The following is a 17,656-nucleotide window of genomic DNA, read 5'->3' as shown; positions in this document are numbered from 1 at the left end:
TATCCCCGCCGGAGGCATAAATTCTTATGCTTGCCGGTCCGATGGGCTAAACAACGCCCATGATCCTGTCCACCGGTCGCCACTATCTGTTCATTCACGCGCCCAAGACCGGCGGCACCTCGATGGCGCTGGCGCTGGAGGCGCGGGCGATGAAGGATGACGTAATGCTGGGGGATACGCCCAAGGCCATCAACCGGCGCCGTCGATTGAAAGACGTGCAGACGCGCGGGCGGCTTTGGAAACATGCGACGCTGGCGGATCTCGACGGGCTGGTCACGCCGCAGATGCTGGCGGGGCTGTTCGTCTTTACGATGGTGCGCAACCCTTGGGATCGCTTGGTCAGCTATTATCACTGGCTGCGCATGCAGCGCTTTGATCATCCTGTTGTCGGCTTGGCGCAAGTTCTGAGTTTTCATGACTTTGCCCTGCACCCGCAAGTCTGCGCCATGCTGCGTGCAAATCCGGCGCAGCATTATGTCACGGATGCGACAGGGGCCGCGCGTTGCGATCTGTTTATTCGCCTGGAACACATGGCCACTGACATCGCCCCGCTTGAGGCGCATCTGGGGTTTTCCCTTGATCTGCCGCACGCGAACCGGTCGCCGCGCGATGCGGATTACCGTCGCTATTATGCGCCCGATACGCAGGCGGCGGTGGCCGAGGCCTGCGCCGAGGATATTGCGCGCTTCGGCTACAGCTTCGACCCCTCCTGACCCTTGCGACGGGCAGGTGCAAACCTGCCGCGTTCCGAGGCGCAATCGGCGGAATTTGCGCCACATGCATCAGTCGCAGTTGAATGCTGTCGCAGAGTGTCACACATAGGCACGTCAGGATCGGCATGCTGTACCTGACCGGTGTTTTGAGGAGAGCACATTCAATGTCTGATGCCATTGCCGCAAACGCGCCAATTCTTGCGATTGTCATTCTCCTTGGCCTGTTCGTCGCCTTTGCGCTGGAAAAATATCCCCCAGATGTCACGGCCACCGTTGCTGCTGCACTGTTCATTGTGCTGGGGCTGGTGCCGGGCGATCAGGTGATGGCTGCCTTTTCCAACTCGGCCCCTATCACCATCGGGGCAATGTTTGTGATTTCAGGCGCGCTGGTGCGCACCGGGGTGCTGGACGCGATGGCGCATCTGGTGATCGGGCGGGCGCAAAGCAGGCCGGTTCTGGCGATTGCCATCTTTCTTATGGCGACCATCGCCGCCTCGGCCTTTATGAACAACACGCCGGTGGTTCTGGTGTTGATCCCCGTTGTGATCCGGCTGGCGCACAGTCTGGGCTTTGCCCCGACGCGGCTGCTGATTCCGCTGTCCTATGCCGCGATTCTGGGCGGCACCTGCACTCTGATCGGCACTTCGACCAACATTCTGGTGGACGGAATCGCGCGTGAAGGCGGGCTTGAGCCGTTTTCGATCTTTGAAATCGCCCCCGTGGGCATCACCGTGGCCATTGTCGGCAGCGTGGTGATGCTGATCCTGGGCCGGTTCCTGTTGCCCGAGCGGGGCCAGAAGGGCATCGAGGCGGAAACCAGCGAGACCGTGTATCTGTCCGAAATCACTGTGCTGTCCGGTTTCCATGGCATTGGCGAAAGCCTGGGCGATCTGGTCGAATTCAAGCGGCCTGGCGTGCGCATTACAGGATTGCGCAAGGCGGGGGTGATCGACCGCAACCAGATCAGCACCCATGTATTGCAAAAGGGCGAGGTGGTGATTGTTCATGCCACCACATCCGAGTTGCTGACTTTGGCCCAGATCAAAGGACTGCGCGTGGGCCTGCGCCGCTCGGTCGAGCTTGAGGCAGGCGCGGACGTGCAGATTGCCGAAGCAATCCTTGCCCCGTCACGCTGGCACACAGGTGTGCGGATTTCCGATCTGGCATTGGGCCGGCGCGCGGGCGTGCGCGTTCTGGGGGCCTATCGTCATGGCCATATTCCGGGGTCAGACCTCAGCAGCGTGCGCCTGCGACCCTCGGACAAGCTGCTGCTGGAAGGCAGCCACGAAGGCTTTGCCGAAATGGCGCGATCCGGTGATGCGGTATCAATCACCGAACCGGGCGCGCGCGCTTTCCGGCGCCGTCAGGCGCCTGTGGCGATTGCAGCGCTGGCGGCGATTGTGGTGTTGGCTGCGCTGGATGTCATGCCCATCGGCCTGCTGGCACTTGTCGGGGTCGCGGGCATCCTGCTGTTGCGCTGCATTGACGGAGACGAGGCCTGGGCGTCGATTGACGGGTCGATTCTGGTGCTGATTTTTGCGATGCTGATCATCGGCTCGGGGCTGGAAAGCACGGGGGCGGTGGAATTGATCGTATCGGTGCTGGAACCCTATCTTTCAGGATTGCCGCCACTGGCAACCTTGTTCGCAGTCTATTTCATCGCCTCGATCCTGACGGAAACGGTGACGAACAATGCGGTGGCGGTGGTGTTTACCCCCATCGTGATCCCGCTGGCCACACAGTTGGGCATTGATCCGCGCCCCTTTGTGGTGGCTGTCATGTTTGCGGCCAGCGCGTCCTTTGCCACCCCCATCGGCTATCAGACCAACACGCTGGTTTACGGTGCGGGCAACTACAAGTTTGTCGACTTTTTGAAAATCGGGGTGCCGATGAACCTGATCGTTGGCGTCACTTCTGTGATGACCATTAGCTTTTTCTTTCCGTTATAGGGCTATTTCAAAGTGCGCCGACGGCAAAGAACCCTTGAAAATGCCATTGTACATCAGTTTTCCACCCGTTTGGCGCAAGCGACGTTTGCAAAACGCCGACGATGCTCTATGCAGACACGCAACAAGAAAAAAGCAGGCACATGCTAGAATTCCCAGATCCCTTTCTGCAACAGACCGAAACACGCGCGCCAAGGGAATGGGTGAAAATCCTTTCCAGCTATCGCGAGCCCAGTGTTCTGCGCAGTCTTTATGAACTTGCGGTGACCGTTGGCCCCTTTCTGACCCTATGGGTTTTGGCGTGGTGGGCAATGTCGGTCAGCTATTGGCTGACGCTGACCTTGTCGCTGTGTAACGCGGCTTTCTTGCTGCGTCTGTTTGCCATTCAACACGATTGCGGCCACGGCGCGTTCTTTAACAACCGCACCGCCAGTGACTGGCTGGGGCGGGTTTTGGGGGTGTTGACGCTGACACCCTATGACGTCTGGCGGCGGACCCATTCGATCCACCACAGTGCTTCGGGCAACCTGAGCCGGCGTGGCATTGGTGACGTTCATACCCTGACGGTGGACGAATACCGCGCACTCAGCCCGCTGATGCGCCTGCACTATCGTGTCTACCGGCACCCTGTGGTGCTGTTCGGTTTGGGGCCAGGATACCTGTTTTTGTTGCAAAACCGGATTCCTCTGGGGCTGATGAACAAGGCGCGGTACTGGTTCAGCGCGATGTGCACCAATGCGGTGATCCTGATCGCGCTGGGTTTGATGCTGTATTTTGGCGGCCTGATGCCGATCTTGCTGATTTTCCTGCCCTCGACCCTCTTGGCGGCTACGGCCGGTGTCTGGCTGTTCTATGTCCAGCACCAGTTTGAAACGACCCATTGGGAGGAGGAGGAGAACTGGCAGCTTCACGACGCGGCCATGCACGGCAGTTCGTATTATGTATTGCCCGGCTGGCTGCAATGGCTCAGCGCCAACATCGGCATTCACCACGTCCACCATGTGCACAGTCGCATTCCGTTTTACCGACTGCCCGAGGTGCTGCGCGACCATGCCGAACTGGCGATCAACAACCGCATGACCATCCGTGAAAGCCTGCGCAATGCGCGGCTGCATTTGTGGGACGAACACAGCAAGCGTTTGCTGTCCTTTGCGCAGTTCCGGGCGTTGTCAAGATAAGTGGGTTAATGTGACTGCTCTGCGCCCATAGTGCGCAGATAGTCCTGCATGGTCTTTCCCGGTTCTGGGGTGAATTTACGCCCGGTGGGCACGCAGGTCTTGATCCTGTCCACACGAAACGCCCGAAAACTGTCCCTAAGCTCGCACCAGCTGCTCAGGGTCCAGACCTGCCCCCAATATTCGATTTGCAGCGGGCGCACCATGCGCGTGGACGTGCTGTCGTCCAGCGCGTGATAGGTGATGCACAGCTGCTGGCCTGTACGGATGGCGGCGCGGATCGTTGGCATGTGTTTGAATCCAAGCTGGGCTTGCATCTGCGGATATACGCCAAAGCCCCAGTTGTCAGGCGCCTTACGACGGTTCGTCGCGGTCTCGGCAACCTTGGCCAGCAGGGTTCTGGACGCGGTTTGCAGCTCTGGATCGGCGGCGCTTGCGATGATGGCCATGCCCAGATGCAGTGCCTCTAGCTCGGCCATCGACAGCGTCATGGGGGGCAGGAACACCGGTTCGCGCAACAGGTATCCAACGCCGCGTTCCCCATCCAGCGGAATGCCTGAGGCAACAAGCGTATCCATATCGCGGTAGATGGTTCTGACAGACACCCCAAGTGCCCGCGCAATGTCACGCGCAAGGTGCAGACGACCGTCGCGGACGATCTCGATGATTTCCGAAAGCCGGTCGCTGCGCCTCATCGCGTTCTGCCAGATCAGTTAACCGAAATTTCAAGTTCAGTGTGGTGCATGGTAACGCTTGGCCCGTCGATGGCAGACAGGAACGGGCGGTTGCCTTCGGGCGCGCCAATGCCAGCGGCGGCGGCTTTGGCGGCCTCCATGTTCTGCCATTCGATGTGTTCGATCCACAGACCGTCAGCGCCACAGGACAGGCGACGGGAAATGAAGCCTGCGCAGCCGTTGACATAGTCGTTGACCGCAGTCGCGCTTTTGGCAAAGGCGGCGCGACCAACGCCGTCTTTCAGGCGAAAGGTAACGGTTTCGATGATGTGATTGGGCATGACAGGTTCCTTGTGTCTTTAGGGTTGGTCCTGTCGTGATAGGCCAGGGCAACTGACAAACCCTGTCAGTTGAGCCTTGTGCCGTCGGAATATTTGACCTCAGGTCCTGTAATCAAACTGCGGGAAAACATCGAAAATATTCAGGTCTTTCATATCGCCCTTGTTCAGCTTGCCGGATGCGGTCAACTGGGCAAAGCCGTGCACCATGCTCCAATGCATGATTTGCGCGCGCAGGGCGGCGTCGGGCGTGTCGGATTTGTCCCAGACCAGCCCTTCTGAGACGTCGCGCAGCACCTCAAAGCAGCGTCCTGCATCGTGCAGCAGGTCCGGGTCGTCGCTGTTGGTACGTTGGCGCGAGAACATCAGTTCGAACAGCCCGGCGTTTTCTCTGGCGAAATCGACATAGCCACCCAGAGCCGCCTGACGCCTGTCAGCACGCGACGCATTGGGGGGCAGGCCGGTTTGCATGGATTGTGTCAGGCGTTGATAGCCGCGCGCTGCGATGGCGGACATCAACCCTGCGAGGTTGTCAAAGTGGTTCTTGGGCGCCGTATGGCTGACACCCGCGCGCACCGCACAGGCCCGCAGGGTGAGGGCTGCCAGCCCTTGCTGCTCAAGAATGTCCAGCCCCGCCTGAACAAGGGCCTCTTTAAGGTTGCCGTGATGATATGTGCCTTGGTCGGTCATGACGGCAGTATTCGACATATTGTTTACAGTGTAAATATCTGTTGACGGGCTTGGGGTTTTGGTGGCAGCTTATATTTACACTGTAAATATTATCCTGCACCGGAGCCGCCCCGTGACCCATACACCGCACGCTACCAAATATTACGATGACCTTGTCCGAAGCTTTCCTTCGATGTCGGGAAAGGTGGTGATGATCACCGGCTGTACTTCGGGAATGGGGCTGGTTCTGGCGCAGACCTGTGCGGGTCTGGGCGCGCGGGTCGTGATGCTGAACCGTCCGTCGCCGCGTGCGGATGCGGCGCTAAAGGGGGTGTTGGATGCGGGCGGTGACGCGGTGTTGGTGCCGTGCGATCTGTCCAGTTTCGACAGTGTCCGCGCGGCGGGTGCGACCTTGCGTCGGGACTTTGGCGATCAGGGCTGTGAAGTATTGTGCAACAACGCGGGCATCATGGGCGTGGCGGACAAGGCGACCGAAGACGGTTTCGATGTGCAGATGCAGGCGAACCATCTGTCGCATTTCCTGCTCACGCACGAGGTCTGGCCGCTGTTGGAAACCGCAGGGGCACAGCGGGGCGAGGCGCGGGTGGTCAACCATTCCTCGGGCGCACGGGGAAAGCCGGGGCGGCCCTTGCGTGCGAAGTATCTGGGCCGGAACGGCGGAAATCTGGGGGGCGACGGTTGGCCGGGGTTGGCGAAATGGACGCGCTACCAGCAGTCAAAGCTGGCCAACCTGATGTTCACCTATGCCTTGGACAGCCACGCAGGCCAGCGGGCGGACAATAGGGTCAAGGCGCTGTGCGCGCATCCGGGACCGGCGGATTCAGGGCTGCAAGGCAAGACGACACAGGCGGGCGGGGACCGCTGGCTGGACCGGTTCGTGCTGGGGCAGGCGCTGAAATATGCGCAATCTGTCGAGGACGGGACCAGCGGGATTGCGCGGTGCTGTTGCGAGGCGGATGTGCAAAGCGGTGCGTTTTACGGACCGAACGGGCCGCACCGGACAGGGCCTGCGGTGTTGCTGTCCCCCGAGCGCAACCCTGTGAACGAGGCGCTGATCTGGGAAGAAAGCTTGAAGGCGACGGGGATAGCTAACTTCTTCAAGCCTTAGGCGACGAACATCAGCACGCAGCACCGCAACCCAATGTGACATTGTCTTGAACTGAAAAGGGCACCCCGAAGGGCGCCCTTTTGCGTTTCTGTATCGCTTCGGTCTCAGGCCGCAGCCGCTTCAGCCTTGGGGCCAAACCGGCCATAGAAGGTCTGGTTCTTCTCGGCCATCTCACGCAGCAGGGCGGGGCATTCGAACCGGTCGCCAAACTTTTCCTGCAACTGGTCACAGCGTTCCGCCGCATAGGGCGTGCCCAGAATATCCAGCCAACTGAACGGGCCACCCGACCACGGCGCAAAGCCCCAGCCCAGGATCGCACCGACATCGCCTTCGCGGATGTCTTCCAGCACGCCTTCTTCCAGCGCGCGCACCGCTTCCAGCACTTGCGCGAACATCAGACGTTCCTGCACTTCGATCAGGTCGGGCTGTTCCTCGGCCAGCGGATATTTGTCGTGGATGCCTTTCCAGTACCCCAGACGCTTGCCGTTTTCGTCATAGTCGAAATAGCCCGCCTTGGATTTGCGGCCCAAACGTCCCTTGTCCTCCATCCAGACAATCAGATTGTCAGCCTCGGAGCCGGGATAGGCGTTGCCCATCGCGGCCTTGGTCGCCTTCATGATGCGCACGGCCAGATCGACCGAGGTTTCGTCACCCAGCTGGATCGGACCCACAGGGAAACCCAGTTGCTGCGCTGCATGGTCGATCAGCACCGGTGCGACACCTTCGGTGACCATCCGCGTGGCTTCGTTGCCATATGGAATGATGCAGCGGTTGGCATAGAAGAACCGCGCGTCGTTGACCACGATGGGGGTCTTGCGGATCTGGCGGACATAATCCAGCGCCTTGGCCACGGCGCGGTCGCCGGTTTCGGTTCCCTTGATGATCTCGACCAGCGCCATGCGCTCCACGGGCGAGAAGAAGTGGATGCCGATGAACTGCTCGGGACGCACCGACGCCTTGGCCAGATCCGAGATCGGCAGCGTCGAGGTGTTCGAGGCATAGATGCAATCCTCGGGGATGATGGCCTCGACCTTCTTGGTCATCTCGGCCTTGACGCCGGGGTCTTCAAACACCGCTTCGATGATCAGATCACAGCCCTTGAGCTGTTCCAGATCCGGGGTTGCCGTGATCTTGGCCAGCAATGCCTCTTTCTTCTCTTCGGTGGCTTTCTTGCGCGCGATGCCCTTGTCCATATAGCTGGCGGAATAGGCCTTGCCCTTGTCCGCCGCCGCCTGGTCACGGTCGATCAGCACGACCTCGATACCGGCCTGCGCCGACACCAGCGCGATGCCGGCACCCATCATGCCCGCCCCCAGAACGCCCAGTTTCCTGACGCGCTGGTCTGGCACATCCTTGGGACGCACCGCGCCTTTTTCCAAGGCTTCCTTGTTCAGGAACAGCGACCGGATCATCGCACCGGACGACGGGTTCATCAGGATGTTTGTGAACCAGCGTGCTTCGATCTTCAACGCGGTGTCAAAGGGCACAAGCGCGCCCTCATAGACAGCCGACAGCATCGCCTTGGCGGCAGGGAATGCGCCCTTGGTCTTGCCGTGTACCATCGCGTTGGCACCGACAAAGTTCATGAAGCCCGCAGGGTGATAGGGCGCGCCGCCGGGCAGTTTATAGCCCTTCGCGTCCCAAGGTTTCAGAATGTCCGCGTCCTTGGCGTTCAGCACCCAGTCACGGGCGGCGGCAACCGGATCGTCGACCACTTCGTCGATCACGCCCGCGCCTTTGGCCTTGTCGGGAGCCAGCATCTTGCCTTCCAACAGCAAGGACGACGCCCCCATCAGACCCAGCTTGCGCACCAGCCGCGTGGTGCCGCCCGCGCCAGGGAAAATCCCGACCATGATCTCGGGCAGACCGATCTTGGCCTTGGGGTTGTTGGCCGCGAAAATGCGGTGCGTGGCCAGCGGCAGTTCCAGCCCGATCCCCGCCGCAGTGCCGGGCAGGGCGGCGGCGATGGGCTTGCCACCCTTGTTGGTCTTGGCGTCCATGCCCGCGCGCTCGATCTTGCGCAGCAGGCCGTGCATTTGCATCGTGCCTTCGAACAGGCCCTTGGCCGGATCGTCGCCCGCACTTTCCTTCATCTTGGCCAGCAGGTTCAAATCCATGCCACCCGCGAAGGTGTCCTTGCCCGAGGTGATCACGATCCCCTTGACCGCATCATCGGCCAGCGCATCGTCGACCAGATCATTCAACTGGCCAAGGCCCTCGATCGACATGACGTTCATCGTCTTGTCGGCCACGTCCCATGTGATGATCGCAACGCCGTCGGCGTCTTTGTTCATGGTGAAATCTGTCATTTCTGATCTCCCTTTTCTGGAGTGTAGTCCGGTATGTTTTCCATGTCGGCGGGGCTAAGCGCCGACCAGTTCAAATGCCCGATGGCGCGCATCACGGTGGTGACGCGCCACAGGCCGTTTTCTTTGCGCAGGGTCATCGAGGCGTCCCAGGGTGGCACCGCGTGGTTGGTGCCGCGCATCATGTGCATGCGATATGTTCCGGTCATCTGGTCGCCGCCGATGATCTCGGCAGTTTTGGCCTGCCGGACGATCGAGGTGACCCCGTAGGTCATGAAATCCTGCTGGTAGGCTTCGAAGTCTGCGATGATTTGCGCAGGGGTTTCAAAGGTCTCAATGCCCTGTCGCGAGACCAGACACAGCGGCAGCGACACGCAATTCAGCCAGCCCTGCACATCGTTGCCGATAAAGGCAGCGCTGATCCGGTCAAGGATGGTCTGGAAGTTCTGCAAGCGGTTCTTGGATTCGGATTTCTCCTGCGCGGGGGCGTCGAACTCGTCCTGGCGCAGCAACGGCCAGTCAGTGGTGTGCAGGGACGAATCCGAGATGCCAACCTTCCAGTCGTCGCCATCGCGAAACAGCGACATACGGGTCAGATAGGGCGTGGCCACATCAATGCCTTGCCGACGCAGCCGTGTCGTATGATAGCCGGATATCTGATGCTGCGAGACAAATTTGGCTGTGTCGCAGCTGCGCAGATATCCGTCGACACCCTGCGAAGCCAGCAGATCACAATAGGCGTTCAGGCTGTCCTTGACCGATTGGGTCGAACGGTGCGTGGTGCTGCCGTCCAGAGTTTTCATAACAAAAGGCAGGCGCGTGCGCGCGGCAAATCCCGCCGCATCCCTGTCCAGCACAGCTTGGGTCAGCTGTGCCAGCAGGTCTTGGTAAATGTCACGCGCCGACGCCATGTGTCAGACCCGTTCGATGATCGTGGCGGCACCCATGCCCGACGCGATGCACAGCGTGGCAAGGCCGACTTCCTTGTCCTGACGCTCAAGCTCGTCCAGCAAGGTGCCGATGATCATCGCGCCGGTCGCGCCCAACGGGTGACCCATGGCAATGGAGCCTCCGTTAACGTTGACCTTTTCATGCTCGACGTTGAACGCTTCCATGAACAGCATCACGACCGAGGCAAAGGCTTCGTTGACCTCGAACAGGTCGATGTCGCCGATGGTCATGCCGTTGTCGGCCAGGATCTTCCTGGTCGCGGGCACGGGACCGGTCAGCATGATGGTGGGATCGGTGCCGATCTTGGTGGTGGCACGGATGCGGGCGCGGGGTTTCAGGCCGTATTGCTCGCCGAATTCCTTGTTGCCGATCAGCACGGCCGCGGCGCCGTCCACGATGCCGGAGGAGTTGCCCGCGTGGTGGATGTGGTTGATCTTTTCCAGATGCGGGTACTTCAACAGTGCCACAGCATCAAAGCCGGGCATGACTTCGCCCATCGCCTGAAACGCAGGGCTCAGCGCGCCCAGCGTCTGCATATCAGTCTGCGGGCGCATGTATTCGTCATAGTCCAGAATGGCCAGACCGTTCTGGTCGCGCACGGTGATCACGGATTTGGCGAACCGCTTTTCGTCCCAGGCTTTCTTGGCCCGCTGCTGCGAGGCCACGGCCAGCGCGTCGGCATCGTCGCGGCTGTGCCCGTATTGGGTGGCGATGATGTCGGCGCTGATGCCTTGAGGCACGAAATAGGTCTCCATCGCCACGGACGGATCGGCGGCAATGGCAGCCCCGTCGCTGCCCATGGCCACGCGGCCCATCATTTCCACGCCACCGGCGATATAGGCCATCCCGGCCCCGCCCTTGACCTGGTTGGCGGCCAGGTTCACAGCCTCCATGCCGCTGGCACAAAAGCGGTTGATCGCCAGACCGGGGATCGACTGGTCAAGGTCCGAGGCCAGAACGGCAGAGCGTGCCAGACAACCGCCCTGTTCCATCACTTGCGTGACGTTGCCCCAGATCACGTCCTCGACGGCATGGCCGTCCAGATTGTTGCGCTCTTTCAGCGCGTTCAGCGTCAGCGCTGACAGGCGCAGCGATGTCACCTCGTGCAGCGCGCCGTCCTTGCGGCCCTTGCCGCGCGGCGTGCGCAGGGCGTCGTAGATATAAGCTTCGGTCATTGGATGTCCTTTCAAGTTCAGGATCGGTCAGGCGCGGTCAGCGGGGCTGCCGGGCATCAGGTCATAGGGGTGTTTCCAGCCGGGCAGGGCTTCGATGTTGCCCAGCCAGCGGTTGATGTTGCTGTGGGCCTTGCGGTCGAAACCGAAAGGCTCGGGGTAAAACAGATAGCCGCAGCACGAGAAATCAGCGTTGGTCACGCCGTCGCCCACGATCCAGTCGCGTGCGGCAAGGTGGTCGTCGAGCGTTTTGTAAGCGGCCTGCAAGCGGCCAAGGTTAAAGTCGATCACCGCCTGCGGGCGTTTGTCCTCGGGCAGGAAGTTCATCAGAAACCGGGTCAGCCCCGCCATCGAGCTGAGCTTGTGGTTGTCAAACAGCACCCAGCGCAGCACGTCATATTTCTCGGCCTCGGTGCCGCCGAATTTGCCCGTCTTGTCGGTGATATACTGCTGGATCGCGCCGGACTGGCTGATGCGCATATCGCCGTCGATCAGCAGCGGTGCCTCACCCATCGGGTTCAGGCTGCGAAACTCGGGCGCACGGGTGGCACCGCCGAAAAAGTCGACCTTCACCGGCGTCCAGTCCTGACCGGACAGTTCCAGCGGCAGGGCTGCCTTGTAGGAATTGCCGGATTCGCCAAAGCAGTGCAGTTGCATGGTCATAGGTTCAGGCCCCTCCCAAGGCGCATGTCAGTGAGGTCGGACCGGGGGGGTCACACCCCCGGACCCCCGTGGAGTTTATCTGGCAAAATGAAGATGGGAACGATTCAGGCATTGTTAACCCCGATGGCCGCAAAGTGATCCCGCGCGGCAGACTGGAGAGTTGCGCCGCGTGCAAGGTGAAGCCCCGCTGGCCGGGCTGCATGGGTCAATCCCGAATTGGCATCGGGCAGCGGGGTGGTTTTGTCACCCCGGTCTCCCTTCATCTTGCCAGAAAAACTCCCGCCGGAGGCTCCCGTAGGGGCCGCGCAGTGCAAGTGGTGTTGTGTCATCGCGTCCTCCCCAGAAGTTACGTTCAGCGTTTGCGTTCGTCGAGATCGGCATTGAACAGGCGCAGCCGGTGGCCCAGATTTTCTGCATCCGTCACGCTGTCGAAATTCTCGAAGAGAAAGGACAATGCTTCCCCTTCGTCCAGCCCTGCTTCGGCCGAGAACTTTTTGAGGCGGCGATATCCGTCTTCGGTCATGGCGACAGGAAAACGGCGGGTGAGGCGAAAGCGTTTGGGCATATTGGCTCCGGCAATGGTGTGCCGGATGCGCACAGGCGCATCCGGCGGGGGCTTAAAAGTTGGCCGCGTCCAGCGCCATGACCGTGTCCGCGCCCGATTCAATACGTTTCAGGTGCAGGGCCGTCGCGGGCAACTGGCGGGCCATGTAATAGCGACCCGTGGCCAGTTTGGTTTCGTAGAAGGCAGTGTCGGAGGCGCCGTTGGCCAGTGCTTCCATCGACGCCTTGGCCATGCGGGCCCACATCAGGCCCAGGCAAACATGTCCGAACATGTGCATGAAGTCGTTGGAGCCTGCCAGCGCGTGGTTCGGGTTCTTCATGCCGTTCTGCATGAAATACATGCCGGCGGCCTGCAAATCCTTGGACGCGGCTTTCAGCGGATCGAGGAAGGTCTTGTCAAAGGTTTCGTCCTGACCCGCGTTGTCCTTGATGAAATTCTTGACCATCTCGAAGAACGCCATGACGTGTTTGCCACCGTCCTGCGCCAGCTTGCGGCCAACCAGATCCAGCGCCTGCACGCCGTTCGCACCCTCGTAAATCTGGGCGATGCGGGCGTCGCGGGTGAACTGGGACATGCCCCATTCCTCGATATAGCCGTGGCCGCCGTAAACCTGCTGGGCCTTGACGGTCATGTCATAGCCCTGATCGGTCAGGAACCCTTTGATCACCGGCGTCAGCAGCGACACCAGCCCGTCGGCATCCTTGTCGCCCGAGCGGTGCGCCGCGTCGATCAGCGAAGCCCCCCACAGGATGAAAGCCCGCGCGCCTTCGACAAAGCTTTTCTGGTCCATCAGGCTGCGCCGGATGTCGGGGTGCACGATCAGCGGGTCGGCCGGGCCGTCGGGGTTTTCGGCACCGGTCACGGCGCGCCCTTGCAGGCGGTCCTTGGCGTAGTCCAGCGCGTTCTGATAGGCCACGTCGGCCTGTGCCAGACCTTGCATGCCCACACCCAGACGCGCCTCGTTCATCATGGTGAACATGGCGCGCATGCCTTTGTGCTCTTCGCCCAGCAAGAAGCCGGTGGCGCCGTCATAGTTCATCACGCAGGTCGAGTTGCCGTGAATGCCCATCTTTTCTTCGATCTTGCCAACGGTGACGCCGTTGCGGTCGCCCAGGGTGCCGTCGTCTTTCACCATGAACTTGGGCACGATGAACAGCGACACGCCCTTGATCCCTTCCGGCCCGCCAACGATCTTGGCCAGCACCAGATGGATGATGTTGTCGGCCATGTCGTGTTCGCCCGACGAGATGAAAATCTTCTGGCCGGTGATCTTATAGCTGCCGTCGTCCTGTGGTTCGGCTTTTGTACGCATCATGCCCAAATCTGTACCACAATGCGGTTCGGTCAGGTTCATGGTGCCGGTCCAGTCGCAGGCGACCATCTTGGGCAGGTAGGTGTCTTTTTGTGCGTCGGTGCCATGCGCCAGAATGGCCGAGGCTGCCCCGTGGGTCAGGCCCTGATACATTGTGAACGCCTGGTTGGAGGCCGAAAACATCTCGCCCACAGCCGATCCGATGACAGCGGGCATGTTCTGGCCGCCATATTGCTCGGGCATGTCCAGACCGGTCCAGCCGCCTTCCTTCACTTGCGCAAAGGCTTCCTTGAAGCCTTTCGGCGTGTAGACCACACCGTTTTCCAGACGGCAGCCTTCCTTGTCGCCCACAGCGTTCAGCGGTGCCAGAACCGATGAGGTCAGCTTGCCCGCTTCTTCCAGAATGGCGGATGTGAAATCGGCTTCCAGCTCGTCATAGCCCGGCGTGTCGCTTTGCGTCACTTTCAGGACATCGTGCAGGACGAATTGAAGATCTTTGGTGGGGGCGGTGTAGCTGGGCATGTGATGGGTCTCTCTACAGGTCGTTATTGGGCGGCTTTTTGGGTGTTGTTCATCGAGGCGAGCATTTTCTCGACCCATTTGATCTGGCTTTTCAGATCGTCGATGGCTTCAGTCAGCTCGTCGCGCTGTTCGATCATGCCGTTCAGGCGCTGTTTGGCGATTTCGTAGGTGCTGGCCAATTGCGTGTGCTGCTGGTCGCCCATGTCATAAAGGTCCAGCAACTGACGGATCTCTTCCAGGCTGAAACCAAAGCGTTTGCCACGCAGGATCAGCTTCAGGCGGGCGCGGTCGCGTTTGGTGAACAGGCGTTTCTGACCCTCGCGGATCGGGAACAGCAGTTCCTTGGCCTCGTAGAACCGCAGCGTGCGCGGTGTCACCTCGAAGGTGTCGCACATCTCGCGGATGGTCATCGTTTTGTGGTCCATCTCGTTATCTCGCATCAGTTGTTACAAGTCCGATCTACACAGGATTTGGGTGCCTTGGCGGGACCATACAACACAGGTTGACGTTTACGTAAGCTGAACGTCACGTCACAATTTGGTTGACGCAGGTCGCCGCTACGTCAACCTATTGAAGTGACGGAGTTTTCCCGCATTCAGGGAAATGTCGCAAAATTTCAGAAAGTTTGAAGCGCTTAGGTGTCGCTGGTTTCCACCGCGGGGCGGCCCAGTTCTTCACCGATGTCGCGGCGCAATTGCTTGAGCTCGCTCAGGGCTTCGTCAAGATGCGCGCGCTGTTCGGTCAGTTCCTTGATCTGACCATCGGCCATATCAATCCACCTGTTCCACTGGGCGTGGGTGCCTTCACGTTCGTAGATCAGCAGCCATTGACGGATGTCTTCAAGCTGGAAGCCGAACTTGCGACCCTTCAGAATCAGCTTCATGCGGGCCCGTTCGCGGGGTCCGTAAAACCTTGCGCGGCCTTCGCGATCGGGTTGCAGCAGCTCGATGTATTCGTAATACCGCAGCGTCCGAGGGGTCACGTCAAATTCAGAACACATCTCTTTGAAGGTCAGACGGTCATCGCTCATGGGATCTCTTCCTCGCTCGTCGTTGCGCAAATTAGGACGCAGCGGCAGGAAGCGCAACCGCCAGAGTTGTGGTTTGACGCGCAGGGCGCGCTGAACGTATGAAGTGCGAGGGGCAGCGGAGTTTACGGCATGGACAAGATCCAGATAGCACGACAATTCATCGAAGCGATCCCGCATGCGCGTGATCTGGGCATGCAGCTGATGGAACTTGAGAATGGTGTTGCGGTCATCACCATGCCCTATGATCCGAAACTGGTGGGAAACCCTGCAACCGGTGTCATCCATGGCGGGGCAGTGTCGGCGTTGATGGACACGTGCAGTGGCGCTGCCGTGATGTGCCACCCCAACGCGCCGGGCGGAACGGCAACCATTGATCTGCGGATTGACTATATGCGCTCGGCCAATCCGGGTGACATGATCACCGCGACGGCGACATGCCATCACATCACCCGGACGGTTGCTTTTGTACGGGTGACAGCCACCGACAGCGATACTGGAAATCCGGTTGCGACCGGAACAGGCACATTTAGCGTGGAGGGCAACTGATGAGTGACAGCCAGCCGAAACCGGGGGAGCGGGCCGCGGCACCACGCAAGCGTCTGTCGCTGAAGGACCAGCAGGCCTTGCACAAACGTTGGGATCTGGCGCTGAACACGCTGGCAATAAATGTGCCTTATGTTGCCTATCTGGGGATGGATTTTGACCGCCGCGGCGACGAGCTGACCGCGATCCTGCCGCTTCAGGACAAGTTGATCGGCAACCCCTTGCTGCCGGCGATCCACGGCGGTGTGACAGCGGCCTTTCTGGAAATCACAGCCGTCATGACGCTGTCGCGGCTGTACCTGTGGGAAAAGCTGGAAAATGGCGCGCTGGATCTGGACCGGCTGGAAAACGGCGAGGTGCCGCGCCTGCCCAAGACCATCGACTTTACCGTCGATTATCTGCGCTCGGGCCTGCCGCGCGATTCCTATGCGCGCGCGCGGATCCGTCGGGCGGGGCGGCGCTATGCATCGGTGCATGTCGAAGCATGGCAGGCGGACCACACACGCCTGTTTGCACAAGCGACAGGCCACTTCCTGATGCCGCAAAAGCGTGACTGACGCCGGATTGAAAGGCGACATCACCGATGTGCCACAAGCGCCGATCACGCACCGTCGTATTCTGGCCGTGGCGCTGCCGATTGTTCTGAGCAATGCCACGGTGCCGATTTTGGGCGCGGTTGATGTGGGGGTTGTCGGACAGCTGGGCGAGGCTGCCCCCATCGGAGCGGTGGCGCTGGGGGCGATCATCATTACCACGATCTACTGGATCTTCGGGTTTCTGCGTATGGGCACCGTCGGGATGGTGGGGCAGGCCGAAGGTGCAGGCGACAGCGCCGAAGTCTCGGCGTTGCTGACCCGCGCGCTAATGATTGCCGGGGGCGGGGGGCTGGCGCTGATTGTGCTGCAACCGTTGGTGTTCTGGGGGGGCTTTGCGATGGCCCCGGCCTCGGAGGAGGTGGAAGCGCTGGCCCACACCTATATGACAATCCGTATCTGGTCGGCACCTTTTGCCATCGCGGTCTTTGCCCTGACTGGCTGGCTGGTGGCGATGGAGCGCACGTCGGGGGTGTTTGTGGTGCAACTGGTGATGAACGGCACCAATATCCTGCTGGATCTGTGGTTTGTGCTGGGGCTGGACTGGGGCGTGGGCGGCGTGGCCTTTGCCACGGTGATTGCCGAGACGCTGGGGGCGGGGGTTGGCCTGTACCTGTGCCGCGATGCCTTTGCGCGGCCCGACTGGCGTGATTGGGCGCGGGTGTTCGACCGTGCGCGGCTGATCCGCATGGCACTGATCAACACCGATATCCTGATCCGTTCGGCGCTGTTAATGGCGATCTTTACGTCGTTCGTGTTTCTGGGGGCGGGGTTTGGAGACGTGACGCTGGCGGCCAACGAGGTGCTGGTGCAGTTCATGTATATCACTGCCTATGCAATGGACGGCTTTGCCTTTGCCGCCGAAACGCTGATTGCGCGCGCCTATGGGCGGCGCGCCCCCGACCGCGTGCGCCGCTCGGCGCTGCTGACGTCGGGATGGGGGGCTGCAACCTGCGCGGTGCTCGCGCTTGGGTTTGCGCTGGCGGGGCCGTGGTTGATTGATGTGATGGCCAAGGATCAGGCGGTGCGCGACGCGGCGCGTGTCTATCTGCCGTGGATGGTGGCCGCGCCTGTGGCGGGCTGTGCCGCCTGGATGCTGGACGGCATCTTTATCGGGGCGACGCGGGGGGCCGACATGCGCAACATGATGCTGGTCAGCTTTGCGATCTACGTCGCCTGCGCGGTGGTTGCGATCCCGCTGTTGGGAAACCACGGGCTGTGGCTGTCGCTGCTGGTCAGCTTTGTGGCGCGCGGGGTGACGCTGGGGCTGCGCTATCCGGCGTTGGAGCGTGGGGCACGTTAGGGTCTGGGGGCGCTGCCCCCCGGCCTGTGGCCGTCCCCCGGGATATTTGGGG

18 protein-coding genes are annotated in these 17,656 nt (G+C 60.7%); 7 read left to right on the top strand and 11 right to left on the bottom strand.

Translation table 11 applies throughout. The features are described from left to right. Positions 1 to 59: 59 nt before the first annotated feature. The 3 genes from DSM107133_RS13725 to DSM107133_RS13715 all read left to right on the top strand — a co-directional run bounded on the left by DSM107133_RS13725 (position 60) and on the right by DSM107133_RS13715 (position 3,837). On the top strand, positions 60 to 713 hold the full coding sequence (locus DSM107133_RS13725) for a sulfotransferase family 2 domain-containing protein (protein ID WP_114291450.1): 654 nt from the start codon (positions 60 to 62) through the stop codon (positions 711 to 713). A 164-nt stretch (positions 714 to 877) separates the two neighbouring features. After that, positions 878 to 2,662 (top strand): SLC13 family permease, encoded by a 1,785-nt coding sequence (locus tag DSM107133_RS13720; protein ID WP_114291451.1) that lies wholly within the window; start codon positions 878 to 880, stop codon positions 2,660 to 2,662. A 140-nt stretch (positions 2,663 to 2,802) separates the two neighbouring features. Next, positions 2,803 to 3,837: a fatty acid desaturase gene (locus tag DSM107133_RS13715; RefSeq protein WP_114291472.1), complete on the top strand. Its 1,035-nt coding sequence runs from the start codon at positions 2,803 to 2,805 to the stop codon at positions 3,835 to 3,837. Positions 3,838 to 3,842: 5 nt separating this feature from the next. On the opposite strand, the gene DSM107133_RS13710 is transcribed toward DSM107133_RS13715, so the two are convergent. The 3 genes from DSM107133_RS13710 to DSM107133_RS13700 all read right to left on the bottom strand — a co-directional run bounded on the left by DSM107133_RS13710 (position 3,843) and on the right by DSM107133_RS13700 (position 5,536). Then, on the bottom strand, positions 3,843 to 4,529 hold the full coding sequence (locus tag DSM107133_RS13710; protein WP_114291452.1) for a YafY family protein: 687 nt from the start codon (positions 4,527 to 4,529) through the stop codon (positions 3,843 to 3,845). A gap of 14 nt (positions 4,530 to 4,543) precedes the next feature. After that, entirely contained in the window at positions 4,544 to 4,849 is a 306-nt protein-coding gene (locus DSM107133_RS13705) for a hypothetical protein (RefSeq protein WP_114291453.1), read from the bottom strand. 99 nt (positions 4,850 to 4,948) lie between these two features. Beyond that, a complete protein-coding gene (locus tag DSM107133_RS13700) occupies positions 4,949 to 5,536 on the bottom strand; it encodes a TetR/AcrR family transcriptional regulator (RefSeq protein WP_162791931.1) in 588 nt (195 codons plus the stop codon). Between the two features lie 112 nt (positions 5,537 to 5,648). Between DSM107133_RS13700 and DSM107133_RS13695 the strand changes: the two genes are divergently transcribed. Then, positions 5,649 to 6,644, top strand: a complete 996-nt coding sequence (locus DSM107133_RS13695; protein ID WP_205387722.1) for an SDR family NAD(P)-dependent oxidoreductase — start codon at positions 5,649 to 5,651, stop codon at positions 6,642 to 6,644. A 104-nt stretch (positions 6,645 to 6,748) separates the two neighbouring features. Here the strand turns inward: DSM107133_RS13695 and DSM107133_RS13690 are convergent, their stop codons facing one another. The 8 genes from DSM107133_RS13690 to DSM107133_RS13655 form a co-directional block, all read right to left on the bottom strand. Next, complete coding sequence (locus DSM107133_RS13690; protein WP_114291456.1) at positions 6,749 to 8,953, bottom strand: 3-hydroxyacyl-CoA dehydrogenase NAD-binding domain-containing protein; 2,205 nt, start codon at positions 8,951 to 8,953, stop codon at positions 6,749 to 6,751. Continuing rightward, positions 8,950 to 9,861, bottom strand: coding sequence for a hypothetical protein (locus DSM107133_RS13685; protein WP_114291457.1), 912 nt, complete (start codon positions 9,859 to 9,861; stop codon positions 8,950 to 8,952). Before DSM107133_RS13685 ends, DSM107133_RS13690 begins: the two co-directional genes overlap by 4 nt. A 3-nt stretch (positions 9,862 to 9,864) precedes the next feature. Continuing rightward, positions 9,865 to 11,076 (bottom strand): acetyl-CoA C-acetyltransferase, encoded by a 1,212-nt coding sequence (locus DSM107133_RS13680; protein WP_114291458.1) that lies wholly within the window; start codon positions 11,074 to 11,076, stop codon positions 9,865 to 9,867. Positions 11,077 to 11,103: 27 nt separating this feature from the next. Then, positions 11,104 to 11,736: a glutathione S-transferase gene (locus DSM107133_RS13675; protein ID WP_114291459.1), complete on the bottom strand. Its 633-nt coding sequence runs from the start codon at positions 11,734 to 11,736 to the stop codon at positions 11,104 to 11,106. Positions 11,737 to 12,088: 352 nt separating this feature from the next. Next, positions 12,089 to 12,301, bottom strand: coding sequence for a hypothetical protein (locus tag DSM107133_RS13670; RefSeq protein WP_114291473.1), 213 nt, complete (start codon positions 12,299 to 12,301; stop codon positions 12,089 to 12,091). A 52-nt stretch (positions 12,302 to 12,353) separates the two neighbouring features. Continuing rightward, positions 12,354 to 14,135 (bottom strand): acyl-CoA dehydrogenase C-terminal domain-containing protein, encoded by a 1,782-nt coding sequence (locus DSM107133_RS13665; protein WP_114291460.1) that lies wholly within the window; start codon positions 14,133 to 14,135, stop codon positions 12,354 to 12,356. 23 nt (positions 14,136 to 14,158) lie between these two features. Next, entirely contained in the window at positions 14,159 to 14,560 is a 402-nt protein-coding gene (locus DSM107133_RS13660) for a MerR family DNA-binding transcriptional regulator (RefSeq protein ID WP_114291461.1), read from the bottom strand. A 209-nt stretch (positions 14,561 to 14,769) separates the two neighbouring features. After that, positions 14,770 to 15,165, bottom strand: a complete 396-nt coding sequence (locus DSM107133_RS13655) for a MerR family DNA-binding transcriptional regulator (RefSeq protein WP_114291462.1) — start codon at positions 15,163 to 15,165, stop codon at positions 14,770 to 14,772. A gap of 129 nt (positions 15,166 to 15,294) precedes the next feature. Here DSM107133_RS13655 and DSM107133_RS13650 point away from each other — a divergent pair, with 129 nt between their 5' ends. The 3 genes from DSM107133_RS13650 to DSM107133_RS13640 are packed head-to-tail and all read left to right on the top strand — an operon-like array spanning position 15,295 to position 17,604. Next, positions 15,295 to 15,711 (top strand): PaaI family thioesterase, encoded by a 417-nt coding sequence (locus DSM107133_RS13650; RefSeq protein WP_114291463.1) that lies wholly within the window; start codon positions 15,295 to 15,297, stop codon positions 15,709 to 15,711. Then, positions 15,711 to 16,265, top strand: coding sequence for a hotdog domain-containing protein (locus DSM107133_RS13645; RefSeq protein WP_114291464.1), 555 nt, complete (start codon positions 15,711 to 15,713; stop codon positions 16,263 to 16,265). Before DSM107133_RS13650 ends, DSM107133_RS13645 begins: the two co-directional genes overlap by 1 nt. Continuing rightward, complete coding sequence (locus DSM107133_RS13640; protein ID WP_114291465.1) at positions 16,258 to 17,604, top strand: MATE family efflux transporter; 1,347 nt, start codon at positions 16,258 to 16,260, stop codon at positions 17,602 to 17,604. Before DSM107133_RS13645 ends, DSM107133_RS13640 begins: the two co-directional genes overlap by 8 nt. Positions 17,605 to 17,656 lie beyond the last annotated feature (52 nt).

Source organism: Pseudosulfitobacter sp. DSM 107133 (assembly GCF_022788695.1).
In the GTDB taxonomy this organism is placed as follows: Bacteria; Pseudomonadota; Alphaproteobacteria; order Rhodobacterales; family Rhodobacteraceae; genus Pseudosulfitobacter.
The sequence above is the reverse complement of the archived record's forward strand: the minus strand, read 5'-3'. Positions and strand labels throughout refer to the sequence as shown.